Source organism: Soonwooa purpurea, assembly GCF_053891095.1.
On the sequence record NZ_JBSSMA010000002.1, the window covers coordinates 84,037 to 109,859 of the forward strand.

General features: G+C 36.6%; 20 protein-coding genes, 1 pseudogene and 1 riboswitch. Of the genes and pseudogenes, 6 read left to right on the top strand and 15 right to left on the bottom strand.

The window, feature by feature from the left end:
- Positions 1-90 precede the first annotated feature (90 nt).
- A complete protein-coding gene (gene pckA, locus ACVFVN_RS02215; RefSeq protein ID WP_165135428.1) occupies positions 91-1,686 on the top strand; it encodes a phosphoenolpyruvate carboxykinase (ATP) in 1,596 nt (531 codons plus the stop codon).
- 67 nt (positions 1,687-1,753) lie between these two features.
- Here pckA and ACVFVN_RS02220 read toward each other — a convergent pair whose 3' ends face one another.
- The 4 genes from ACVFVN_RS02220 to ACVFVN_RS02235 are packed head-to-tail and all read right to left on the bottom strand — an operon-like array spanning position 1,754 to position 4,403.
- The gene (locus tag ACVFVN_RS02220; protein ID WP_456233998.1) at positions 1,754-2,257 is read right to left on the bottom strand and encodes an NUDIX domain-containing protein; all 504 of its coding nucleotides are present in this window, start codon (positions 2,255-2,257) and stop codon (positions 1,754-1,756) included.
- A gap of 1 nt (position 2,258) precedes the next feature.
- Entirely contained in the window at positions 2,259-3,167 is a 909-nt protein-coding gene (xerD, locus tag ACVFVN_RS02225; RefSeq protein ID WP_456233999.1) for a site-specific tyrosine recombinase XerD, read from the bottom strand.
- Between the two features lie 24 nt (positions 3,168-3,191).
- Positions 3,192-3,626, bottom strand: a complete 435-nt coding sequence (locus ACVFVN_RS02230; protein ID WP_165135437.1) for a deoxycytidylate deaminase — start codon at positions 3,624-3,626, stop codon at positions 3,192-3,194.
- A gap of 6 nt (positions 3,627-3,632) precedes the next feature.
- Positions 3,633-4,403, bottom strand: a complete 771-nt coding sequence (locus ACVFVN_RS02235) for an enoyl-CoA hydratase-related protein (RefSeq protein WP_456234000.1) — start codon at positions 4,401-4,403, stop codon at positions 3,633-3,635.
- A 359-nt stretch (positions 4,404-4,762) separates the two neighbouring features.
- On the opposite strand from ACVFVN_RS02235, the gene eno reads away from it, so the two are divergent.
- Positions 4,763-6,055: a phosphopyruvate hydratase gene (gene eno / locus ACVFVN_RS02240; protein WP_456234001.1), complete on the top strand. Its 1,293-nt coding sequence runs from the start codon at positions 4,763-4,765 to the stop codon at positions 6,053-6,055.
- Between the two features lie 83 nt (positions 6,056-6,138).
- Complete coding sequence (locus ACVFVN_RS02245; RefSeq protein ID WP_165135446.1) at positions 6,139-7,425, top strand: citrate synthase; 1,287 nt, start codon at positions 6,139-6,141, stop codon at positions 7,423-7,425.
- A 63-nt stretch (positions 7,426-7,488) separates the two neighbouring features.
- Here the strand turns inward: ACVFVN_RS02245 and ACVFVN_RS02250 are convergent, their stop codons facing one another.
- Positions 7,489-8,358 carry a DMT family transporter gene (locus ACVFVN_RS02250; protein ID WP_456234002.1) on the bottom strand — a complete coding sequence of 290 codons (870 nt, stop codon included), beginning with the start codon at positions 8,356-8,358 and terminating at the stop codon, positions 7,489-7,491.
- 249 nt (positions 8,359-8,607) lie between these two features.
- On the opposite strand from ACVFVN_RS02250, the gene ACVFVN_RS02255 reads away from it, so the two are divergent.
- From ACVFVN_RS02255 to ctlX, 3 genes are all read left to right on the top strand, one after another.
- Entirely contained in the window at positions 8,608-9,522 is a 915-nt protein-coding gene (locus ACVFVN_RS02255; RefSeq protein WP_456234003.1) for a dimethylarginine dimethylaminohydrolase family protein, read from the top strand.
- A gap of 67 nt (positions 9,523-9,589) precedes the next feature.
- Positions 9,590-9,689: riboswitch (SAM riboswitch) on the top strand.
- Positions 9,690-9,822: 133 nt separating this feature from the next.
- Complete coding sequence (locus ACVFVN_RS02260; RefSeq protein ID WP_456234004.1) at positions 9,823-11,109, top strand: O-acetylhomoserine aminocarboxypropyltransferase/cysteine synthase family protein; 1,287 nt, start codon at positions 9,823-9,825, stop codon at positions 11,107-11,109.
- An 89-nt stretch (positions 11,110-11,198) separates the two neighbouring features.
- On the top strand, positions 11,199-12,122 hold the full coding sequence (gene ctlX, locus ACVFVN_RS02265; protein ID WP_456234005.1) for a citrulline utilization hydrolase CtlX: 924 nt from the start codon (positions 11,199-11,201) through the stop codon (positions 12,120-12,122).
- Between the two features lie 209 nt (positions 12,123-12,331).
- Here the strand turns inward: ctlX and ACVFVN_RS02270 are convergent, their stop codons facing one another.
- From ACVFVN_RS02270 to ACVFVN_RS02315, 10 genes and pseudogenes are all read right to left on the bottom strand, one after another.
- Positions 12,332-14,635 carry a TonB-dependent receptor domain-containing protein gene (locus ACVFVN_RS02270; RefSeq protein ID WP_456234006.1) on the bottom strand — a complete coding sequence of 768 codons (2,304 nt, stop codon included), beginning with the start codon at positions 14,633-14,635 and terminating at the stop codon, positions 12,332-12,334.
- A 262-nt stretch (positions 14,636-14,897) separates the two neighbouring features.
- Positions 14,898-15,236, bottom strand: coding sequence for a DUF3817 domain-containing protein (locus ACVFVN_RS02275; protein WP_456234007.1), 339 nt, complete (start codon positions 15,234-15,236; stop codon positions 14,898-14,900).
- 6 nt (positions 15,237-15,242) lie between these two features.
- Positions 15,243-15,830, bottom strand: coding sequence for a nicotinate (nicotinamide) nucleotide adenylyltransferase (gene nadD / locus ACVFVN_RS02280; protein WP_165135482.1), 588 nt, complete (start codon positions 15,828-15,830; stop codon positions 15,243-15,245).
- 10 nt (positions 15,831-15,840) lie between these two features.
- On the bottom strand, positions 15,841-17,547 hold the full coding sequence (gene recJ, locus ACVFVN_RS02285) for a single-stranded-DNA-specific exonuclease RecJ (RefSeq protein ID WP_456234008.1): 1,707 nt from the start codon (positions 17,545-17,547) through the stop codon (positions 15,841-15,843).
- Between the two features lie 253 nt (positions 17,548-17,800).
- Positions 17,801-18,757 carry a methylenetetrahydrofolate reductase [NAD(P)H] gene (metF, locus tag ACVFVN_RS02290; RefSeq protein ID WP_456234009.1) on the bottom strand — a complete coding sequence of 319 codons (957 nt, stop codon included), beginning with the start codon at positions 18,755-18,757 and terminating at the stop codon, positions 17,801-17,803.
- A 93-nt stretch (positions 18,758-18,850) separates the two neighbouring features.
- Complete coding sequence (gene metH, locus ACVFVN_RS02295) at positions 18,851-21,511, bottom strand: methionine synthase (RefSeq protein ID WP_456234010.1); 2,661 nt, start codon at positions 21,509-21,511, stop codon at positions 18,851-18,853.
- A gap of 51 nt (positions 21,512-21,562) precedes the next feature.
- Entirely contained in the window at positions 21,563-22,621 is a 1,059-nt protein-coding gene (locus ACVFVN_RS02300) for a homocysteine S-methyltransferase family protein (RefSeq protein ID WP_456234011.1), read from the bottom strand.
- Positions 22,618-22,896 (bottom strand): annotated as a pseudogene (locus tag ACVFVN_RS02305) (four helix bundle protein); the annotation flags it as partial. The gene ACVFVN_RS02300 and the pseudogene ACVFVN_RS02305, both read right to left, overlap by 4 nt.
- 131 nt (positions 22,897-23,027) lie before the next feature.
- Positions 23,028-24,218, bottom strand: coding sequence for a trans-sulfuration enzyme family protein (locus ACVFVN_RS02310; protein WP_456234012.1), 1,191 nt, complete (start codon positions 24,216-24,218; stop codon positions 23,028-23,030).
- A gap of 63 nt (positions 24,219-24,281) precedes the next feature.
- Positions 24,282-25,820, bottom strand: coding sequence for an ACT domain-containing protein (locus ACVFVN_RS02315; RefSeq protein ID WP_456234013.1), 1,539 nt, complete (start codon positions 25,818-25,820; stop codon positions 24,282-24,284).
- Positions 25,821-25,823: the final 3 nt, after the last annotated feature.

Here is a 25,823-nt window from a genome sequence, read left to right on the forward strand (position 1 = left end):
AACTGACGATTGTCATTTTATTTAATTTAAAAATATTACTTTAAGGGTTTAAATTTGCAAAAGGTCAAATAATATAGTAATTAGTAAATTATGGAACACATTAAACGCTACCTAGAGCGTAATGGTATCACAACGGACGCAGAGATACTTTACAATCCTTCTTACGAAACACTTTTCCAAGAAGAAATGAATCCTAATAACGAAGGATTTGCTAAAGGAATTTTAACCACAACAGGAGCAGTATCTGTTAACACAGGTGTTTTTACAGGTCGATCACCAAAAGATCGTTACATTGTAAAAGATGCCGCTTCTGAGAACACAATTTGGTGGGATGGTAACATCAACAGACCAACAACAACTGCTATTTTTGATGAATTACTAGGTTTGGTACAGAGAGATATGTCTGGAAGTAAGTTGTATGTTGTAGATACATACTGCGGAACTAATCCAGATACACGTCTTAAAGTAAGATTTATAACAAAAGTGGCTTGGCAGGCGCATTTTGTAACCAATATGTTTATTCGTCCTTCACATTACGAATTAGAGCATTATGGCGAGCCAGATTTCTTAGTAATCAATTCTGCAGAAACAGTTAATCCAAATTGGAAAGAGCAAGGTCTTAATTCGGAGGTTTTTGTCATGTTTGATTTGACGAAGAAAATTCAAATCATCGGAGGTACTTGGTATGGTGGCGAAATGAAAAAGGGTATGTTCTCTATGATGAACTATTATCTTCCGCTAAAAGGTATGGCTTCTATGCACTGTTCTGCTAACGTTGGCGAAGAGGGTGATGTTGCGGTGTTCTTTGGACTTTCAGGAACTGGTAAAACGACACTTTCTGCTGATCCAAAACGCTACCTAATTGGGGATGATGAGCATGGTTGGGATGAAAATGGCGTATTCAACTATGAAGGTGGTTGTTATGCAAAAGTTATCGACCTTTCTGCTGAAAAAGAACCAGACATTTTTGCAGCTATCAAGAGAGATGCATTATTAGAAAACGTAGTGGTAAAAGACAACGGTGAAGTTGATTTTGCGGATGGCTCTATCACAGAAAACACACGAGTTTCTTACCCAATTTATCATATTAACAAAATTGTTTTACCTTCTAAAGCTGGACACGCTAAAAAGATTATTTATCTTTCTGCAGATGCATTCGGTGTGTTGCCTCCAGTTTCTATCTTAACTGATGACCAGGCGCAATACCATTTCCTTTGTGGATATACGTCAAAATTGGCCGGTACAGAAAGAGGCATTACAGAACCAACACCATCATTCTCTCCAGCATTTGGTGAGGCTTTCTTGTCGCTTCACCCAACAATGTATTCTCATACATTAATTGGAAAAATGAAAGAACATGGTGCCAAAGCTTATTTAGTTAATACAGGATGGAATGGTACAGGTAAGAGAATTTCTTTAAAAGATACAAGAGCAATTATCGATGCTATTATTGATGGTTCTATCGATAAAGCAACTACCGATACAGTTCCTGTAATGAATCTTGAATTCCCAACGGCACTTCCTAATGTGTCAGAAGGTATTCTGGACCCAAGAGATACTTATGCCGATAAAGCAGAATGGGAAGCTAAAGCTAAAGATTTGGCATCTCGTTATATCAAGTATTTTGAACAATATGCTAATAATGACGAGGCTAAAGCATTAATCGCTAGCGGACCTCAGATCTAATTTTAATTCTTATCTTAAAATAAAATCCCTCACGTTTAGCTCGTGAGGGATTTTTTATGGAATATATTTAATAAGTTTTAAAAAAGTTTTTTTGAGATTCAAAAGCGATGTCTTCGAGATTGATAACTTCTTTTTTAATCCAAATAAAATCAGAAACTTCTTTTTTCTCTAGTTCCGGAACGAACTTTTCATCAACTTCATATTCATAAAATAAATCCAAAGTATTGTAGTCGATATCTTTGTAATGATAGACATTGGGAGAGCTTGTTAGATATTTTAATTTTTTAGTATCGATGTCAAGGTTTAGCTCTTCTTTCAATTCGCGGCGACAAGTTTCTTCTGCGGATTCTTTGGGATCGACAAATCCTCCGCTGAGATCCAACTTCCCAATACTAGGATTTTGATTTCGTTTGGTTAAAAAAATCTCATCACCACAACGGATGACAACCGCCACGGCTCCAGCGCAATTGTGGTATAATGTATAATCGCATTGTCCGCAACTCCATTTTTTTTCGCCATCCCAAAGTAAGGATTGGTTGCCACATTTTGGACAATATTTTAATTGATTCATATTATAAAGTTTGATTTCTTGGGTGATAATTAAGAATGACATCTCTTAATTCTTCAGTTTCCAGTCTGGTGTATATTTGGGTTGTTGTAATGCTACTATGTCCTAACATTTCCTGGATATAGCGCAAATCTGCACCGTTTTGTAACAAGTGCGTCGCAAAAGAATGGCGAAATGTATGTGGCGAGATGTTTTTGTTAACGCCTGCACGATTGGTCAATTCTTTAATAATTAAAAATACAATAACGCGTGACATGCTAGAACCACGAGAATTAAGGAAAATGACATCTTCAAATTTTTTGTTTATTTTACCTTTGGCGCGGACATCTTTGATGTAGTCCCTTAGGATTGTGGCGGTGTATTCGGCTAATGGAACAAGTCTGATTTTGTTTCCCTTTCCTTGAACTTTGAGATAATGTTCTTTGAGGTTAAGATTAGAAATCTTTAAATCTATAAGTTCCGAAACGCGAAGTCCACAGGCATACAAAACTTCCAGAATGCATCTGTTGCGTTGTCCAAGATCGTTGCTGGTGTCAATAGAGTTTATAATTTTTTCAATATCTTCAAAACTTAGCGTGTCAGGAAGATACAAGCCAAGTTTTGGACCTGTCAACAATGTCGCGGGATTGTCATTTCGTATTTCGTCTTCTACAAGATATTTAAAAAAAGCTTTTATGGAAGAAATCCATCTTGCTTGCGATCTTTCGCTAATTTTCTTTTTGGAAAGTTGGTATATAAATTCTTGTAAATGATCAAAGCTAATATCTAAAGGCGAGATGCCTTCGAGTTCTGTTTGGGCGTATTCTTGTAGTTTTTTAATATCCCGTACATAAGCTTCGAGCGTATTGTCGGAGAAGTTCTTTTCAAATTTTAGATAATTTGAAAAGTCGTTTATTTTTTCAGACCAATTCATTATTTGTGTTTTTTATTTGTGTTTTTATTTTAACTCATATAATTTTTCTTCACTTATTTTTAAAATTTCTATTCCTGCGCTTGTTAAAAAATCCAGTCCAGAATTGTCGGAATAATCATTGATATAGACGACTTTACTAATGCCAGATTGTAAAATCAACTTGCTGCATTCTTTGCATGGCGACATTGTAAGGTACAGTGTTGCGCCTTTTGCAGATTGTGTGCTGGAGGACATTTTCAGAATGGCATTGGCTTCTGCGTGCAATACATACCAATGTGTTTTTCCCATGTCGTCCTCACAATTATTTTCAAAACCAGACGGCGTCCCATTGTAGCCGTCTGATATAATCATTCTGTCTTTAACGATTAGGGCGCCCACTTGTTTTCGTCTGCAATACGAAAGATTGGCCCATTCTAGCGCCATTTTTAGATAGGCAATGTCAAACTTATTAAAGTTCATGTTGTTTTAGAAATTTGGTTTTCTCTTTTCTAAAAATGCATTTACGCCTTCTTTTTTGTCCTCGAGGCCAAACAATTCTCCAAAGTTTTTAATTTCTTTTTCAAAACCAGCTTGTGAATCATTAGAAAAGTTGACAGCCTCGATAGCCTTTTCTATGGCTAAAGGTGAGTTTTTTGAAATTGTTTCTGCTAACTCGGTTGTTTTAGTAAGAAGTTCTTCAATTGGGAAAACCTCATTAACTAAGCCGATTTCTTTGGCACGTTGTGCTGTAATCATCTTCGCAGAGAAAATCATCTCATTGGCAAGACCTTTTCCTACCAATTTTGGAAGTCTTTGTGTGCCACCATAACCAGGAATCAATCCTAAGGTAACTTCTGGAAGTCCAAGTTTTGCATTTTCTGATGCGTATCTTATGTGACAAGCCATTGCCAGTTCTAACCCGCCACCAAGAGCAAAACCATTAACCGCAGCAATTACTGGTTTGTTTAGATTTTCAATTTTATCAAATATTAGTTTTTGATTATCTCTAGAAAGTGCTTCTGCTTGCGAAACGTCCAAGTCTGTAAATTCTTTAATATCTGCTCCCGCTACAAAAGATTTTTCGCCAGAACCTGTTAAGATAATCACTTTTATAAATTTGTCCTTCTCGACATTCTCTAAAGCTTTGTTGAGTTCTATTAACAATGGCGCATTAAGAGCATTCAGACTTTGGGGTCTGTTAATTGTTATGTAGGCGATTTTTTCTTTCTTTTCTAGAATGATATTTTTAAAAGTCATCTCTTTTTAATTTTTGTACAATAGTTCTATTTGCAAAATACAATATTTTGTATAATCATATTATAAATATATTCCTTTTTTTATTCTGAATGCAAATTATACTAACAATATTTTTAATAAAAGCGCTTTCTTGTTAATCTTATTCTTTTTTGGGATATAAAACGGATAAAATATGATCTTGTTTTCTTTTTATAAATTTAAAAACTACTAATGCATACAAATTATTTTATTTTAAAATTTCAATTAAAGACTTTAAAGAATTCTATCAAATATTAATCATGTTTTCATAAAATATCAATTCAATTGACTAATTTTGTAAAGCTTTAAAAATGAATATTAAATCAAATTAAATTTAGAAAATGAGTTACATTTCTTTTATCGATGCTAGACAAATTCTAGACTCTAGAGGTAATCCAACAGTAGAAGTTGACGTATTCACAGAAAATGGTGCAATGGGACGTGCGGCAGTGCCTTCTGGAGCATCGACTGGTGAGCATGAAGCAGTTGAATTAAGAGACGGTGGGAGCGATTATCTTGGAAAAGGCGTCCTGAAAGCTGTAGAAAATGTAAAAGAAGTTATTGCTCCAGAATTAATTGGTTTGCCAGTTTTTGAGCAAAATTTGTTAGACCAAATTATGATTGACCTTGATGGGTCCAACAACAAGGGGAATCTTGGTGCTAATGCTATTCTTGGTGTTTCTTTGGCCGCTGCAAAGGCTGCCGCTAACGAGTTGAGAATGCCACTTTATAAGTATGTGGGTGGTGTTAATGCCAATACGCTTCCTGTACCGATGATGAATGTTATCAACGGAGGATCTCACTCAGATGCGCCAATTGCATTTCAAGAGTTTATGGTAATGCCTGTGAAGGCAGACTCTTTCTCTCACGCTTTGAGAAAAGGAACTGAAATTTTCCACAATTTAAAATCTATTTTACATTCTAGAGGCTTATCAACAGCTGTTGGGGACGAAGGAGGATTTGCGCCAACATTTAAAGGGACAGAGGATGCTCTAGACACTTTATTACAGGCGATTGAAAAGGCAGGTTACAAGCCAGGTGATGATGTGATGATTGCTTTGGATTGTGCGGCGTCAGAATTTTATAAAGATGGTATTTACGATTATAGAAAATTCCAAACACCAGATTCTGCACAGTTCAATAGAAGCGAGCAAGTTAACTATTTGGCAGAATTAGCAGCTAAATATCCAATTATCTCAATCGAAGATGGTATGCATGAAGATGACTGGGAAGGTTGGAAAATGCTAACAGACAAAATCGGTGACAGCGTACAATTGGTTGGTGATGACTTGTTTGTAACAAATGTTGAAAGATTGTCTAGAGGTATTAAAGAAGAAGTTGCCAATTCTATTTTGGTAAAAGTTAACCAAATTGGTTCTCTTTCCGAAACGATGGCTGCAGTTCAAATGGCTCAAAATAATAAGTACACATCTGTAATGTCTCACAGATCGGGTGAAACAGAAGATGCAACCATTGCTGACCTTGCTGTTGCGATGAACTGTGGACAAATCAAAACTGGGTCTGCATCTCGTTCTGATAGAATGGCAAAATACAACCAATTGATAAGAATTGAAGAAGCATTGGGTGAAACAGCCGTTTTCCCAGGTTTGGATGCTTTTAAAATTAAAAGATAAGTAAGTTTTAACAAAATTTTAAAAAGAGCGAACTTTCGCTGTTTGCTCTTTTTTATGTATATTTATACCAAAATTATTTTATAATGTCAGATAATAAAGTTATATTGAATTACGATGGTAATTCCTATGAATATCCTATCGTTGACAGCACTATTGGAGATAGAGGGATAGACATTTCTAAATTAAGAGACCAAACGGGTCTTATCACTTTGGATTTAGGTTACAAAAATACTGGTGCAACAATCAGTGATATTACTTACCTAGATGGTGATAAAGGAGAATTGTTCTACAGAGGTTATCCTATCGAGCAAATTGCTGAAAAATCAAACTTTACAGAAGTAATGTATTTGTTACTTCATGGTGAATTACCAACACAAGATCAGTTTACTTCTTTTGATAAAAACATCAAAAATTATAATTTCGTAGCAGACGAAATGAAAAAAATTCTTGACGTTTTCCCTCGTTCTGCTCATCCTATGGGCGTTTTGTCTACTTTGACTTCTTCTTTGACAGCTTTTAACCCTAAAGCGGTTAATGTTAATTCAAAAGAAGAAATGGATCACGCAGCAGAATTAATGTTAGCAAAATTCTCTCATCTTTGTGCATGGACTTACAGAAAAACGCAAGGTTTACCAATCAATCACGGTGATAATAGCTTAAGCTATGTTGAGAACTTCTACAGAATGGCATTCAGATTACCAAACGAAGAATTTGTAATGGATCCAGTTGTAGTAGATGCTTTAGATAAATTGTTAATCCTTCACGCTGACCATGAGCAAAACTGTTCTACTTCTACAGTAAGAATGGTGGGTTCTGCACACACAGGGCTTTTCGCATCTATCTCTGCTGGAGTTTCTGCACTTTGGGGACCACTTCACGGTGGTGCTAACCAAGCAGTTATTGAAATGCTAGAAATGATAGAACAAGACGGTGGTGACGTTAATAAGTGGGTGGAAAAAGCGAAGAGCAAAGAAGACAGCTTCAGACTAATGGGCTTCGGACACAGAGTTTATAAAAACTTCGATCCGCGTGCTAAGATTATCAAAAAAGCAGCAGACGATATCCTTAACAAATTAGGAATCCACGATAAAGCTTTAGATATCGCAATGCAACTAGAAAAAGTAGCATTGGAAGATGATTATTTCGTATCTAAAAAATTGTATCCAAACGTTGACTTCTACTCAGGAATTATCTACAGAGCATTAGGCATTCCAACAGAAATGTTTACAGTAATGTTTGCATTAGGAAGACTTCCAGGATGGATTTCTCAATGGAAAGAAATGAGATTGAAAGGTGATCCAATTGGTCGTCCAAGGCAAGTGTACCAAGGTGCCGGTCTTAGAGACTATGTTGACATGACAAACAGATAATCAAATTTATCTTAAATATAAAACTCCCTATTTTGGGAGTTTTTTTATGTTTTAATTTTATCTTTAAACTTCTTTTCGGGAAGATAACATATTGAGCGAAACGCCGCTTAGTATTAAGACAATTCCGATTAATAAATTGCGTGTGAAATCTTCATTAAAGAAATAAACACTCACGGCAACGGCAACAACTGGTTCCAAAGCGCCCATAATTGCAGTGGGCGTAGAACCGATTTTCTGGATGGCTAAAACCAAAGTTACACTAGATATTAATGTGGTTACCAATGCAAAACTGACGAAATTTAAAACAAGAGAAAAACTAGGAATGCTTAGATTTTCTTTTGAAATCAAAGATTTTATTAAAAAATAAATAGACGTGAATAACATCGAGTAGAAAGACAATTTTATCCCAGAAACATTGATTTTTGCTTTGTTCACGATGATGATATAAAGGCCATAAAACAACGCACTCAGCAATACAATTCCGAGCCCCAGATAATTTATTTCAAATTTATCACCTTTCAAACACAAAATTATAACGCCAGAAAAAGCCAATAATAATGAAACAATGCCCATTTTGGAAAGTTTTTCATGGTAAAATAAAAACATAATCAACGCGACTATAACGGGATAAACGAAAAGAACTGTCGAGGCAATTCCAGCAGATAAATAATCATATCCCAGAAACAAAAATTCTGATGATAGGGCATAAAATAATCCCAAAATCATTAGAATCCTACATTCCCATTTGTTGATTTTAAAATTTACCTTTTTATATAGTAGATACAGGCTCACCATAATTGCTGAAAATAAAAATCTATAAAACAACGTAACGTCCATCGAGAAGTTAATCTGTTTCATAGGAAGTATAAAAATCGGAATCAAACCATACGAAATGGCTGAAATAATGGCTAAAATATATCCTTGAGATTTCATTGCTTTTCAAAAAATTCTTGCAAAGTTACGTCTATGCAATCAGAATTTGTTTGTTTTTGCACCAAATGATATTTTTTTTGCACGAAGTGTTTTTTCCATCTATTCCAAAAACTTTGGATAAATACTTTGAAATTGTTTATTATTTCAAAAGTTTTATATTTTAAATTATCTTCACGCAGATGATATTCCTCATGCCCGCGCCATAGGAGATACTTTGCAATCTGTATATTTGCCTTAGACGAGAATTTTATGAAGCTAAATATTAAAAACGAAACAGGACAACTGAAATCTGTAGTTTTGGGACAACCCAACTCTTTAGGAAATCCACCAAAACTAGAGGAAAGTTACGACGCAAAGTCTTATTTTTCTATTCAAAATAATATTTATCCTACAGAAACCGACATCGTAGCCGAGATGAATGCCTTCGAGCAAGTTCTTCTAAAACATAAGGTTAAAGTCTATCGTCCAGAAGTTATCGAAGATTACAATCAGGTTTTTGCACGCGATGTCGCTTTTGTTATCGATGATAAAATGATTATTTCTAATATTATCGAAGACAGAGCGGACGAGCAGGAGGCTTATCGCAAAATTTTTGAGCAAGTCCCTTGGAGAAATATTATCAACCTTCCAGAAACTGCGCATATTGAAGGTGGCGACGTTATCGTTTGGGACGATTTTGTTTTTGTAGGAACTTGTTACTCACAGGATTATAGGAATTTTAAAACCGCTAGAACCAATGGTTATGCCATAGAAATTTTAAAAGAATATTTCCCTAAAAAACGTATTCTCGATTTTGAACTAAAGAAAAATGATACCGAACCTTACAAAGGAATTCTGCATTTGGATTGTACGTTTAACCCTGTTGGAAAAGACAAATGTATAATTTATAAAAATGGATTTGTTGACGAAAGCGACTATCATTTGATTCTTGATATTTTCGGTAAAGAAAATTGTTTTGAAGTTAATGATGAAGAAATGTTCGAGATGTATCCTAATATTTTTTCCATCTCGCCAGAAGTGGTGGTTTCCGACAAAGCCTTTACAAGATTGAACAATCATCTTCGCGATGTTTGGGGAATAAGAGTGGAAGAAATCCCCTATCGTGAAATTTCTAAAATGGGCGGATTGCTAAGATGTTCTACTATGCCTTTGGTGAGAGAATAAAAAAATAGTCTTGCATATTTAAAATTTAGTTAATACTTTTGCTCTTGTAGTTCAAAATATAGAATTACGCTTATCCAGAAAGATGGAGGGATTTGACCCGTTGAAGTCTTGGCAACCTGCTTAGGTAAGGTGCCACATTCAACCTCAGGAATGAGGAAAGATAAGTCAGAGATTATTTGAAATATATTATTAAAAATATTCAAAACTCTTTCGGCTTGTCGGAAGAGTTTTTATTTTTCCGGCAAATGCCCAACATCTTGGATAAGTTTTTAATGTTTAATAATTTTAAATTTATAAAAGATGAACCATTACAAATTCGAGACCTTACAAGTACATGCCGGACAAAGCGTAGATAAAGACACTAACAGTCGTGCAGTGCCATTGTACCAAACTACTTCTTACACTTTTAATGACGCACAACATGCTGCCGATCTTTTTGGATTGAAAGCCTTTGGAAACATCTACACCCGATTGATGAATCCTACAACGGATGTTTTCGAAAAACGTATCGCAGCTTTATATGGAGGCGTCGGCGCTTTGGCGGTTTCTTCTGGACATGCCGCACAATTCATAGCCATTACAAATATTTTGCAACATGGTGATAACTTCGTGACTTCGCCTTATTTGTATGGTGGAAGTCATAATCAGTTCAAAGTGAGTTTTGCAAAATTAGGAATTGAAGCACGCTTTGCAAAAGACGATAATCCAGAAGATTTTGAAGCTTTAATTGATGACAATACCAAAGCTTTGTATGTGGAAACGATAGGCAATCCCACTTTGAATGTTGCTGATTTTGAAGCGATTGCAAAAGTTGCAGAAAAGCATCAGATTCCGTTAATTATCGATAATACCTTTGGTGCAGGAGGTTATTTATTTAATCCATTCGAGCACGGCGCAAGCATCATTGTAGAATCTGCCACAAAATGGATTGGCGGTCATGGTACAAGTGTGGGCGGCATCATCGTAGATTCTGGAAAATTTGATTGGACAAATGGGAAATTTCCTTTATTGTCTCAGCCGTCGCCCGGTTATCATGATTTGGTGTTTACTGATGTTTTTGGGAAAAATTCGGATTTTGGAAATATCGCTTTTATCATCAAAGCTAGGGTAGAAGGTCTGCGCGATTTTGGTCCAACGATTTCCCCTTTTAATTCGCATCAATTGTTGTTGGGGCTAGAAACTTTATCGCTTCGTTTGGAAAGAACGGTTGAAAATGCTCAAAAATTAGCAGAATTCCTAGAACAACATCCGAAAGTTGAGAAAGTGATTTATCCTGGTTTAGAAAGTTTTGCCGATAAAGAAAATGCCGAAAAATATTTGAAACGCGGTTTCGGAGGCGTTCTTAATTTTGAAATTAAAGGCGGAAAAGAAGCGGCTGTAGAATTTATTAATTCTTTAAAGCTAGCGAGTCATCTGGCAAATGTTGGCGATGCTAAAACTTTGGTAATCAATCCTTCATCGACGACGCATGAACAATTGAGCGATGCTGAACAAAAAGCTGCAGGAATTACGCCTGGACAAATCCGTGTGAGTGTAGGAATTGAACATATTGATGATATTATTGCCGATTTTGAACAAGCTTTTTAAAGATTCTAAATTCATAATGATAAAATGACAAGTTCGGTGGTTTTTCTGCCGAACTTTGCTATTTTTGTGACCTAAACATATTTCACATTATGCAAACAACCAATACTGTTTTGATGATTGAGCCGATTGCCTTCGGTTACAATGCCCAAACTGCTGAGAATAATTATTTTCAAGTCGAACAAAAAGGATCTGAAGTTCAGGATAAAGCTTTGGAAGAATTTCATGTTTTTGTTGATAAACTTAGAAGTAAAGGTGTTAATGTTATAACAATTAAAGATACGCTGGAGCCGCATACGCCAGATTCTATTTTTCCAAACAATTGGGTGAGTTTTGCAGCAGATGGTACGGTGGTGCTCTATCCGATGTTTGCGCCCAACAGACGTGTGGAACGCCGCGAGGATATTTTAAACGAAATTTCATCTAAAGGATTCAATATCACTAAAATTGACGATAGAAGCAACGCTGAAAAAGATGAAAAATTCTTGGAAGGTACAGGAAGTATGATTTTCGATCATGATCATAAAATTGCTTATGGCTCGGTGTCATTGAGGTTGGACGAAAAACTATTCCGTGATTTCTGTGCAGAGTATGGCTATACGCCAATTGTTTTTCATTCTTACCAAACGGTGGATGGAATCAGGCTTCCGATTTATCATACCAATGTGATGATGTGTGTCGCGGATAGATTTGTGGTGATTTGCCTTGATTCTATTGATAATGAACTGGAAAGAGAAAAAGTGATTGAAGTCATAAAATCTAGTGAGAAAGAAATTGTGGAAATTTCTGAAGAACAGCTTCAACAGTTTGCTGGAAATATGCTTCAGGTTCAAAATAATAATGGTGACAAATTCCTTGTGATGAGCCAGTCGGCGTATCAATCTCTAACTGAAAATCAGATTGCGCAAATCGAACAATATTCGGAGATTATTTATTCGGATTTAGAAACTATAGAAACCAATGGTGGCGGAAGTGCACGTTGTATGTTGGCTGAGGTTTTTCTTCCTGAAAATTAATAATACTAAATTGGGATACCCAATCTCCTAGCCCCGATGGAAGCGGCATCCTTTGGCGTTGGCGTGAGGTGGCGGAGCGTAGCGGAGCCAACCGAGCGACAAGGGTAAAGATATAGCGGACAGCGGGAAAAAGCTCCAAAGAAATAAATGAAAAAGCTTCAATCCTAGGATTGAAGCTTTTCATTGAAAAATATAATTTAGTTAAATGTTTATCTCGTTCTCGATTTGATGTCGTCTGCCGCACTGTCGATATCTCTGACTTTTTTAACTTTTTGATTACCAAAGTTGTAAGTTAAACTTACGGTAACACCTCGACGGAATTGGTCATTAAGGACTTTGTTATAGTTGCCATTGGCCTGGATATCTTCTATTTTGACAATGTTGGTTCTCAACACATCGCTAACATTAAGCGCGAAAGTCCAGTTGTTCCAAAGTTTTTTGATGCTTAGATCCAGGCTGGATAATGATTTTAGCATACCTAGTTCTATCTGTTGTTTGTCAACATAAAAGAAATTGACACCTGCGAACCAAGTTTTTGCCTTGTCCAGACGAATATTGTTGCTTGTTTTTATGACAAAACTCGTTGAATTGGTTTTGTTGATATATTGTGAGAAAACGTCTCCCGTAGTTGGGTCGATGCTGAGGCTTCCGTTGTTGCGGTTGTGTTGTACGCCCAAAGTTAAATTGGCAGTCCAATACTGTTTGAAGAAGGATTTTTGCATGCCAAGCATTGCAGACATTGTTTGTTTATCCCCAAAATTCGTTCTTATGTAGCGCAATTGTTGTACTTTGTCAATAATTGGTTCGCCGTTTTGGTTTTCTACAGGATTTCCATTGTCATCAAGTCTTGGCACATCCAATGTTCTTTGTAAAGGAACTTGCGTAATGACATCTTTGAAGTAAGAATGGCTCAGCACCATGAAATATGCATTCTGGAACATATACGTCAACTCATTATTGTAGGAAGATGCAGCTTTTACAAATGGATTGTTTTGGGTGTAATTATTTTCGGTTAAAATATTTCTTACAGGATTCAGTTCCCAAAAGCTAGGTCTTCTCATTCGGCTGGAAAATGCATACGACAGATTGTTTTTTTCATTGATGGCGTAATTCAGACTTAAATAAGGAAGCAGTTTTTTATAATTTTGTTCCACGCGTGCCATGTCTGGACGGTCGATGGGCGCATGGTCAGACGTTCCTACGCTGTTGGTTATTTCGTAGCGTGTACCGATTTTACCTGAGAATTTATCAGAAAATTTCTTCTCTAAAGTTAAATACAGTCCATAGATGTTTTCGTCGTATATGAAATAATTAGGTTCATATTTGGTATCTTTTGATGGAATGTAAAATTGCGTTTCATACTTTGTGTCGTTATCGGTTTTGGTTTTGTTGTAGTTACCACCGACAGAGATTGTAAAGTCATTTTTGAACTTTTTAATATAATCCACCATTCCTGAAAAATTGTTGATTTTTTGTGGAATGCTTTGGAAGATCGTTTGTGATTTTTCAATATAGTGGGCATTGGCATCAGAGAGCCACGTGTCATTTGTAGAGTTTTGAATACGTTTGTAGGTAAGATAGGCGGCATTAAGATTAAGCTTACTTCCCAGAGAATCTGTTTTTAATTCGTAGTTCAAATTAAAGTTGTTGTTGTAAGACCTTGCATTTTCGATGTTGTCAGAAATATTATAGCGGTAATCTTCTATAGCTTTATCATTTAAAAATTTAATGGTATTAAAAAGATTAATGCTAGCGCCATAACTCCTATTGGCCCAAGTATTCCATGTGAGTGCCAAATTACTTTTCTCCGTCAATTGATAATCGATATTTAGATAACCTCCGATATTTTTATTCGGGTCATCTATTCTACCAACCGAAGTGTTTGAATTTTCGGACGTGCCATTCGCGAGTTCATAATATTGCGCTTCGATATCTTCTCCACCTGTGATATTGGCACTTATCCCCAATTTGTCTTTGCGATAGTTAAGGCTAAGACTCGCCGAAGATTCGTTGTATTTTGATTGCGTGTTTGACATTCTCATATTTCCGTTGAGTCCGTCAGAGGTTTTTTTCTTTAAGATGATATTGATAATGCCATCGTTAGCCTCCACCTGATACTCGCTTCCAGGCATGGTTATCACTTCGATTTTTTGAATGTTTTCAGACGGTGTATTTTTAAGAAATTGCGCCAAAGAATCTGCGTCCATATTACTTTTTCGACCATTGATGTAGATCACGGTGTTGCCTTTTCCGGCAATCGTTAAACTTTTGTCATCTGTAGAAGATATTAAAGGCGTTTGTTTCAAAAGATCAAATGTCGTACTTCCTTTGGCTACTGGCGATGCCGCAACATCATAAACAAAACGATCGCTTTCTTTTTTGAAAACTTGTTTTGTAATAGTAACTGCTTGTATTTCATTGGTTTTTTCAGTTTTTATACTGTCGCTAGGTTTTAGCTGAGCCATGGCAAGTCCACTGAAAAATATTGCTGCGATGAGAAGTTTTGGTTTCATGATATTTTGAGTTATGTAAAAATTAATATTTGTTGATACAAAGATATATATTAAAATAAGTAGTATGCAATACAAAGTACTAGAAATGTTTAGTTTTAAAATTTAATATATTGATTATCAGTGTTAAAAAATTAAAATTAAAATTTGCTTCTTGTATAATTAGACAACAGACTTTATAGATTTGTTACATAAAAGCATAAAAAAACATCGATTTTTTTTCGATGTTTCTTAAAGTCTTGATTTTAAATTAGTAAAATCTAAATTATTCGCGTTCTTTCTTGGCTAATTTTTTTTCGACCCATACCGTTGCAAAAGGGAAAAAAGCGGAGATCAGCGCAATGACAAAATCTTCGTCATCCCAATTGTATATTTTTCTCATAGATGGCATAAACAAAAGATATAATGTGAAAAATAATCCATGGATGTTACCAATGATAATGATGTAGATGGTCGGCAAAAGTCCATCTCGGTCTTCTCGTATCCAGATCATCGCGGTGAAGAGGAAAAACCATGAAATAGCTTCTGCGGTACAAACCTGTTTAAACCATTTGATAACTTTTTCTTCAGGATATTTTGCAAAAAATTGTTCTAAAAAATTCATTTCAGTTTATTTATAAAAATTGCTGCCGTCCAAATAATCAAAAACCTCTGGAGGAAGCATTGGACGCGTGTTTTTACCTTCCTTTATCATATTGCGAATTTCCGTTGCAGACAACTCAATGATTGGCGCATTGATCAGAATAATATTTTCGCTTTCAGAAGTATAATTATTATCTTTCTTTTCACCATCAAATAATCTTGGATAAACAATAATCTGATGGTTTTTAATTAAAACATCCGCATTTTTCCACTTATGAAGTCCTGCCAAATTATCTTCACCCATAATCAAACTGAATTGATAGTTTGGATATTTCTCCTGAAGATAAGCAAGTGTGTCAATTGTATAACTCGGTTTTGGAAGCCCGAATTCTACATCGGAAGCGCGTATTTTGGGATAATTTTTTATGGCGAGGTTAACCATGTCCAGACGATTGTGATCGGACAAAAGTGATTTTTTATCTTTAAAAGGATTTTGGGGACTCACCACAAACCACAATTCAGACATGTCAGATTTTTCCAAAATGTAATTGGCTAAAATTAAATGCCCAATATGTATTGGATTAAAAGATCCGAAAAACAATCCGATTTTTTTCATGAATTCAATTTTAATGAAACGAAACGTCACGGATATTTAAGAAATATGATACATTACCTTTCCAATGATTTTCTTCCACTGTGAAGGCCATATCAAAAGATTTATTTCTAAAATCATTAGCAAATTCTCCAAGTTTGAAGCCGATGCATTCAATATTTCTGTTGGTACTTGGTTGATGAATGAAGAACTTCAAATGATTGCCATCTTTTCCCATTAATCTAACATAACCAGCCACTTTCACATCTTTTAACACCAAAACTGGCTTCATGTTTTTAGGCCCAAAAGGCGCTAATTTTCTATGGAAATTGTAGAATTCTCGGTTTAGATCATCAATATTAATAACGCTATCGACATAGATCGACGGCTCTTTTTGATGCTCCTGAATGTGATCCCGAACATAACCTTCGAACATGATTTTAAAAACTTCAAAATTTTCCTTTTCCATGGATAAGCCTGCAGCAGCCTGATGTCCGCCAAATTTCAGAAATAATTCGGAGCAATAATCCAAAGCTTCATGAATGTCAAAATCCGATACAGAACGCGCTGAAGCGACCATCTCACCATTGTTCCCATCGGTGAAAACCAAAGTCGGTTTGAAATGACTTTCTATAAGTCGAGATGCGACAATTCCGATAACGCCTTTGTTCCAAGAAGGATCATAGACAATTGTAGAAAGTGTGTCTTGTGAAGATTCCAAAACCTGATTCATCGCCGATTGTGTGATGTTATGATCCATCTCGCGGCGCTCATCATTTAGGTTGATGATGTTATCAACAATTTGCTGTGCTTGTTTCAGATTATCAGAAATCATAAGTTCTACAGCCGCTTTTGCATGAGAAATTCTTCCTGCAGCATTTATTTTTGGCGCGATATCAAAAACAATATTTGAAATTTCGAAATGTGCCAGTTTTTCTTCCGGTATTAATAATCGCAAACCGAATTTTCTCGTTTTACGAAGGAATTTTAATCCTTGTTTTGCTAATACACGATTCTCTCCAGTTAGTGCCACAATATCTGATGCAATACTAATTGCCAAAAGATCGGTTAGTTCAAACAATTCACTTTCCGGAATTTTATAGATGGTATTAAGACCTTGGCAAAGTTTGAAACCAACACCACAGCCGCTTAACTCTTTATAAGGATAGCGACAATCTTTACGTTTAGGATCCAAAACCGCAACAGCTTTTGGTATTTGGTCGCCGGGTAAGTGGTGATCGCAAATGATAAAATCAACACCTAGTTTGTTGGCATATTCAATTTTATCTACTGATTTTATACCACAATCCAAGGCGATTATTAAGCTGAAGCCATTTTCTTTGGCAAAGTCAATACCTTCATTAGAAATGCCGTAGCCTTCAACATTACGATCTGGAATATAGAAATCAAGATATTTTTTGTCCACGATTTTGCTCAGATAAAGATACATGAGCGCGACAGAAGTTGTTCCGTCCACATCGTAATCGCCATAGACCATCATTTTTTCACCATTTTCTATTGCTGTAGCAATACGCTCGACAGCTTTTTGCATGTCGGCCATCAGGAATGGATTATGGATGTCACCACCATTAGGTTTGAAAAACTCACGCGCACTTTGGTAGTTGTCAATGTCGCGCAAGACGAGAAGTTTGGATTCCAAAGTTCCAAATCCAATCGAGGAAATGAGACCGTCTACAATGTCTTCGTCGGGTTCTGGTTTAAAAATCCATTTTTGACTCATAGTTACAAATTTAGTCAAAAATTTGCTGTTTAAGAAATAGTTTTTTTCTTGGCAATTCCCTCACCGAACTTTGGCCGCGGCTCGGGTCGGGCTGTTCGCTTTATCTTGAGCTGTGGCGCTCGGTCGGCTCCGCTGCGCTCCGCCGCCTCGCGCCACACCCAAGGATGTCGCTGCCATCCCTATTGCAGAGATGGCAGACCAAAATATAGATGTCAAAAAAAATAATTTTCAAGGATTTGAAAAATGATAGTTTCTAAAAAACCGCGGAAGCAATTTTTTTTGTCACATCGCTTTTTCCCATGGTGTAGTAATGTAGAACTGGCGCACCTTTTTCTAGTAGTTCTTTACTTTGTTGGATGCACCATTCGATACCGATTTCTTTAGCAGCTTTGTTGTCTTTACTTTTGGCAATTTCGATGACCAATTCGTTTGGAATATCCACTTTGAAACGATGCGGAATCATACTTAGCTGGCTTTTGGTAACCAAAGGTTTCAACCCAGGAATTATCGGAACATTAATGCCTTCTTCTCTGCATTTGTCAACAAATTCAAAATATTTTTGATTGTCAAAAAACATTTGTGTCACGATGTAATCTGCGCCAGCTTCAACTTTTTTCTTTAAATAGTGCAAATCTTGCGAAAGGCTTGCAGCCTCCATGTGTTTTTCGGGATAGCCAGCGACGCCAATACAAAAATTAGTTGGACAGGAGTTTTCCAAAGACTCATCAAGATAATTTCCAGAATTAAGACCTTGAATTTGAAGCACCAAATCGCTCGCATTGGCGTGACCGTTTTTTTCAGGTTTAAAATAAATTTCGGATTTTACAGCATCGCCACGAAGTGCTACCACATTTTCGATACCCAGAAAATCCAAATCGATCAGAAAGTTTTCGGTATCTTCACGATTGAAGCCGCCACACAAAATATGAGGAATGGCATCAACTTTATATTTGTTTTGAATTGCGGCGCAAATGCCGACCGTTCCTGGACGTTTTCTGACAACGCGTTTTTCCAATAGCCCGTCGTGTCTTTCGATATATTCGTATTCTTCGCGATGATAAGTCACATCTATAAAAGCGGGATTATAATCTAGCAATGGATTAATCGCATCAAAAATCGATTGAATGTTTTGGCCTTTTAAGGGCGGTAATATTTCAAAAGAAAATAATGTTTTTCCGTTTGCGTTTTTTATGTGTTCTGTAATTTTCATACTTTAGATTCTAGAGCCAAGAACCAAGATTCAAGATTCAAGATTCAAGACTTGATGTATATTTTTCTATTTTTAACTTTTAAACGACAACTATCAAGCATCAACCAAAATCGGAGCAAGCCATTTTTTAGCGTAATCCAATTCGATATTTTTACGATTTGCGAAATCTTCCAACTGGTCTTCTTTTATTTTTCCTACCCCAAAATATTTGGCGTACGGACTTCCAAAATAATAGCCAGAAACCGCTGCTGTAGGGAACATCGCTAAACTTTCGGTAAGGATAACTCCAATATTTTCTTCAACTTTTAAAAGTTCCCAAATCGTTTCTTTTTCTAAGTGATCCGGACAGGCAGGATAGCCAGGCGCTGGACGGATGCCTACATATTTTTCGGCAATTAATTCTTCATTTTCTAAATTTTCATGTTCAGCATATCCCCAAAATTCGGTTCTCACTTTGAAATGAAGACATTCGGCAAAAGCTTCGGCAAGACGGTCAGAAAGTGCTTTGGCTAAAATGGCATTGTAATCGTCATGATCCTGTTTAAAGGCATTCACCAGTTCATCAGTTCCAAAGCCTGTGCTTACTGCGAAACAACCGATGTAATCTTGCTTTCCGGTTTCTTTTGGGGCAATAAAATCGGCAAGCGCAAGATACTCTTTACCAGCTGGTCTTTTCAGTTGCTGACGAAGCGTGCGGAAGGTAGAAATTACGTTTCCGTTTTCATCATACACTTCAATATCATCGCTCACCGAGTTTGCAGGGAAAATCCCAAAAATTGCTTTTGCCGTTAATTGTTTTTCAGCGATGATTTGCTTCAGCATTTTTTGAGCATCTTGATAAACTTCTCTCGCTTGTTCGCCCACAATTTCATCCTCTAAAATTTCTGGAAATTTACCATGAAGTTCCCAGCTTCTGAAAAACGGTGACCAGTCCAAGAATGGAAGAAGTTCTGCCAAATCAAAGTCTTCAATTATTTGGATTCCTAATTTTTTAGGTTGAAAAATAGTTTCATTTTTCCAATCGATTTTAAATTTATTTTTTCGTGCTTCTTCAATTGGGAGATAAACTTTTTCAATTTGTCTGCCCAGGAATTTTTCACGGAACTCGTCGTATTCGGCTTTTAATTCTTTCTGGTAATTTTCAGAATTTCTATCCAAAAGTTGTGAAACCACACCTACAGCTCTGGAAGCATCATTGATGTGAACCACAGTGTTCTCGTATTTCGGAGCAATTTTTACAGCAGTATGCGCTTTAGAAGTCGTTGCACCACCGATTAACAAGGGGAATTTTAAGTTTTTTCTTTGCAGTTCATCGGCAACATGCACCATTTCGTCCAAACTTGGGGTAATCAATCCGCTAAGACCAATGGCATCCGCATTTTCATCAATCGCAGTTTGAATGATTTTTTCCGCTGGAACCATCACACCCAAATCCACAATTTCGTAATTGTTACAACCCAAAACCACACTCACAATATTTTTTCCAATATCGTGAACATCGCCTTTCACGGTTGCCATCACCACTTTTCCATTGGCTTTTCGAGTGCTGTCTTTTTCTGCTTCGATAAAGGGTTGAAGATGAGCCACTGCTTTTTTCATCACCCGAGCCGATTTCACCACTTGGGGAAGAAACATTTTTCCGCTGCCGAACAAGTCGCCTACAACGCCCATTCCGGTCATCAGATTAATTTCGATAACATCCAAAGGTCGTTCTGCAGACCATCGGGCTTCCTCCACATCTTCGATGATGAACCGATCTGTTCCTTTCACCAATGCATGGGTAATTCTGTCCTGCAATGGCTGGTTTCGCCATTCCAGATTTTCTACCGTTTCTTTTTTTGTGGATTTATGTTTTTCGGAATAGTCTAAAAGTCGCTCTGTGGCGTCATCTCTACGATCCAACATTACATCTTCCACCAGTTCTAACAAATCTTTTGGAATTTCGTCATAAACTTCCAACATCGCGGGATTCACGATTCCCATGTTCATTCCGTTTTTAATGGCGTGATACAGGAAAACCGAGTGCATCGCCTCACGAACGCTATCATTCCCTCGAAACGAAAACGAAACGTTGGAAACACCGCCACTTACGGAAACATAAGGTAGATTTTCGCGAACCCATTTTGTAGCCTCAATAAAATCTAAAGCATTTCGACGATGTTCGTCCATTCCTGTTGCCACAGGGAAAATGTTAAGGTCGAAAATAATATCTTCCGCAGGAAAACCAACTTTGTTTACTAAAATATCGTACGAACGTTTTGCAATTTCAATTCTTCTGTCGTAATTATCGGCTTGTCCGGCCTCATCAAAAGCCATAATAATCGCCGCTGCGCCGTATCTTTTAATCGCTGTTGCGTGTTTGATGAATTCTTCTTCACCTTCTTTTAGGGAAATGGAATTCACCACCGCTTTTCCTTGAACAACTTGCAATCCCGCTTCCAAGATTTCCCATTTTGAAGAATCAATCATAATCGGAATCCTTGCAATATCGGGTTCAGAAGCAATGAGGTTAAGGAATCTTACCATCGAGGCTTTTCCGTCCAATAATCCATCATCGAAATTAACGTCCAAAATTTGAGCACCGCCTTCCACTTGATGACGAGCGATATCCAAAGCTTCGGAAAATTTTTCTTCTTTAATTAAACGCAAAAATTTCTTAGATCCCGCAACATTGGTACGTTCTCCAACATTGATAAAATTGGATTTTGGAGTGATGATGAGGGGTTCGAGACCGCTTAGTTTTAAATATTTCATAGTATTGATGAATGTAACAATGTATCAATTTACCAGTCTAGTAATGTTTTGTTAAACTGTTACATTAATTTTTCTTGGTTGATAATTTTTCGCCAAATCTGCAATCGCTTTGATGTGAGGTGGCGTTGTTCCACAGCAACCGCCAATAATATTGATTAAGCCTTTTTCTAAATATTCTTTTACTTGTTGCGCCATTTGTTCGGGCGTTTCGTCGTACTGACCGAAAGCATTCGGTAAACCAGCATTGGGATAGGCCGAAATCAAAAATTCTGATTTCGAACAAATGGTTTCCAAGTAAGGCGTTAGTTGTTTCGCTCCCAACGCACAATTGAAACCAACGCTCAACAAATCTAAATGCGAAACAGAGATTAAAAATGCCTCTGCTGTTTGTCCGCTCAGTGTTCTTCCAGAAGCATCCGTAATCGTTCCTGAAACCATAATTGGAATTCGGATTTCTCGTTCTTCAGCAATTTCATCGATGGCGAAAAGTGCTGCTTTTGCATTCAACGTATCGAAAATGGTTTCCACCAAAAGAATATCTGAACCGCCGTCTAACAAAGCTTTCGCCTGTTGTTTGTACGCAATTCTCAATTCATCAAAAGTGATGGCGCGATAGCCAGGATCATTGACATCTGGACTTAAACTCGCTGTTTTGTTGGTTGGTCCAATAGAACCCGCCACAAACCTCGGTTTTTCAGGATTTTGAGCGGTGAACTCATCGCAGACTTGGCGAGCTATTTTTGCGGATTCAAAATTCAGTTCGAAAACCAAATTTTCCATGTGATAATCGTCCATCGCGATTGTAGTTCCGGAGAATGTGTTGGTTTCGATGATGTCTGCGCCAGCTTCTAAATATTTTTTGTGAACCTCAGCAATGGCTTGTGGTTGCGTTAATGAAAGTAAATCGTTGTTCCCTTTCAAAGGGTATTCCCAATCTTTGAAACGCTCACCCCGATAATCTTCTTCCTCGAATTTGTAGCGTTGAAGCATGGTTCCCATAGCACCGTCGAGAATCAGTATTCTTTCAGATAATGCTTTATATAATTTATGGTTGTTGGTTGTTAGTTGTCGGTTGTCGGCAACTGAATAGCCATTATTTTTTGTGCTCATTTTTGAAAAGTTTTGTAATAGTTGATAAAACCATTTAATAATTTTTTACAGGAAAAGATATTCATTCCAACTGATTTGAATTCGTCATCAGAAATATAGTTTTGGTCAAATGCTAAATACAGCTGCGTTTCAAGTTCATATACTGAACCTCTCGCAATATGTAAAAATTGAATAGTATCGTTAGCTGTTCTTCTTCCACAACCTTCAGCAATGTTAGATGGAATTGAAATTGCAGCTCTTCGCACTTGGTTAACTATACCAAACAATTCATCTTTTGGGAAATTCTTTTACAAAATGTAAACTGAATTCACAAGTTTTCTTGCCTCTTGCCAAACTTCTAATTCTGTATATTCCTTTTTCATTTTTGTTTTTTCTAATAACCAATAACTTTTAACCCATAACTAAATTAATCCAAAGCTTGTTTTAAATCCGCAATAATGTCCTCTACATTTTCTAATCCAACCGAACAACGCACCAATCCTGAAGTAATTCCCACCTCGTTTCTTTCGTCATCAGAAAGTTTGGAATGTGTTGTGGATGCGGGATGCGTAACAATGGTTCTGGTGTCGCCCAAGTTGGCTGAAAGGGAACACATTTTTATTTTGTTCAAGAAATTTCGACCGCCTTCAATACCTCCTTTTACTTCGAAAGCCACGATATTTCCACCTAATTTCATTTGTTTTTTGACAACTTCATAACTTGGATTCGATTTTAAGAACGGATATTTCACCAACTCAACATGAGGATGATTTTCTAAAAATTCAGCGACCTTCAATGCGTTTTCGCAATGTTTCTCAACTCGAATGGCTAAAGTTTCCAAACTTTTACTCAAAACCCAAGCATTAAAAGGCGACATTGCGGGTCCCGTGTTTCTCGCAAACAAATAAATTTCACGAATTAAATCCGCTTTCCCAACCGCTACACCGCCTAAAACTCGACCTTGACCATCCATTAATTTTGTTGCAGAATGCACCACAACGTCTGCTCCGTACTTAATGGGCTGCTGCAAATAGGGCGTTGCAAAACAATTATCTACAATAAATAAAAGATTGTGTTTTTTAGCAATTTGGCCCAAAAATTCTAAATCTAAAATCTCAATCGCAGGATTGGTGGGTGTTTCAACATAAAGAATTTTGGTGTTGGGTTGAATGTATTTTTCAACATTCTTTTCGTCTTCGGCTTTGAAATAGGAGGTTTCGATATTCCATTTTGGGAAATATTTTTTGAATAAAGTATGTGTTGAACCAAAAACCGACTGGCAACTTACAATATGATCGCCAGAATTCAACAAAGCTGCAAACGTGGAATAAATTGCCGCCATGCCTGTTGCAAAAGCATAACCAGATTCTGCGTCTTCCATTTTTATAATTTTATCAATAAACTCAGTTACGTTGGGATTAGAAAATCGGCTGTACAAATTTTTGTTTTTTTCTTCTGCAAAGCTTACGCGCATATCTTCGGCATCTTCGAAAACGAAGCTTGATGTAAGATATAACGGCGTAGAATGCTCATCGAACTGCGTACGTTCGGTTTGGGTGCGAACGGCAAGGGTTTCGAAGTGGTTATCAGTTGTTGGTTGTTGATTGTCGGTACTCATTGTTTTATTAGTCTACCATTTTATGAACTATTGTTACATTTTTACATTGCTATATTATCTAAATTATTTTGTTTCACTCAATCTTAAAATATCTCCGAAAACGCCACGTGCTGTAACTTTCGCTCCAGCACCAGCTCCCATAATTACAATCGGATTTTCGCCGTAACTTTCGGTATAGATTTCAAAAATAGAATCAGAACCTTTTAGTTGTCCCAATGCGGAATTGGCAGGAACGGAAATTAATTTCACGTCCAGTTCGCCTTTGTCTTTTTGCAAATCTCCATGCAAATCTCCAACATAACGAAGAACATGATTCGGTTCTTGCTCATCTTTCGTTTTTTGGAAAACCTCATCTAATTCTTCAATTCTCGATAAAAATTCATCTTTAGAAATTGGAAGAAGCGGTTCTGTAACGAGGTTTTTGATGTTGATATCTTCAAATTCGTTTACCAAATCTAATTCTCTCGCCAAAATCAACAGTTTTCTTGCAACATCATTTCCAGAAAGGTCTTCACGAGGATCTGGCTCTGTAAAACCTTTGTCCATTGCTTCTTTCACAATGCTTGAAAATTTCTCATCCCGAACTGAAAACTGATTAAAAACATAACTCAAAGTTCCCGAAAAAACACCTTTGATTCTTGTGATATTTTCTCCTGAAAGATGTAAAAGCTTAATGGTGTCAATTAAAGGTAAACCTGCTCCAACATTGGTTTCGTATAAGTATTTTTTGTTATTCTTAGCAAGAATGTTTCTGAAATCTCGATAGTCGGAAATCGAAGATGTGTTGAAAATTTTGTTAGAAGAAACGATATCAAAACCATTGTCCACAAATTCTGTATAATTTTTAACAAAATCTTTGCTAGCCGTATTGTCCACCAAAACAAGGTTTTCTAGATTGTGATCTTTGGCGTAATGGATAATGTCTTGAATATTAGTTTCTGTATTTGAATAATTGATTTTTTGTCGCCAATCGCTTCTGAATCCAGATTTATTTAATACCATTTTCTTTGAATTGCAAATTGCAATGATTTTTAAGTCAATTCTTTTTCTTGTTAAAATGTCATAGGCCGAATCTAAAATCTGTTCAATTAAAGTAGAACCAACATTTCCATGCCCAATTAAAGCCAGATGAACCACTTTTGGCTTTCCAAAGATCTCGGTTTCGATGATGTTTTGGGTAATTTCCGTTTGGTTATCTGTCACCACAATGTTGACGCGACCAGTTGATGATGCTTGATTTAGTAATAAAGGGAAGATTTTATTACGTTGAAGCTCGGATAGTATTTTGGCATTCTGTTCCGATACAAAACCGAGTACGCAAAGGTTATCAATGCTGTAGATATTGCTAACGATGCCCGTGTTTTTTTCATGTTTAAATTCTTTGGAAAGCAATGTTACAGCCGCTTCTGCGTCTTTCTCATCGACCAAAACCGACACGCCATTTTCTATAGCCTGTTGAGAAATCACGCCAACGCTGATGCCGCCATTGTTTAAAGTGTTAAAAATTCTTGAATCGATACCAATTTGACCCAGGAAGTCCTTGCCTTCAAAATTAACTAAGGCTTTTTTTCTGTATATATTGATGGAGGGTTGATCTGTCATGAT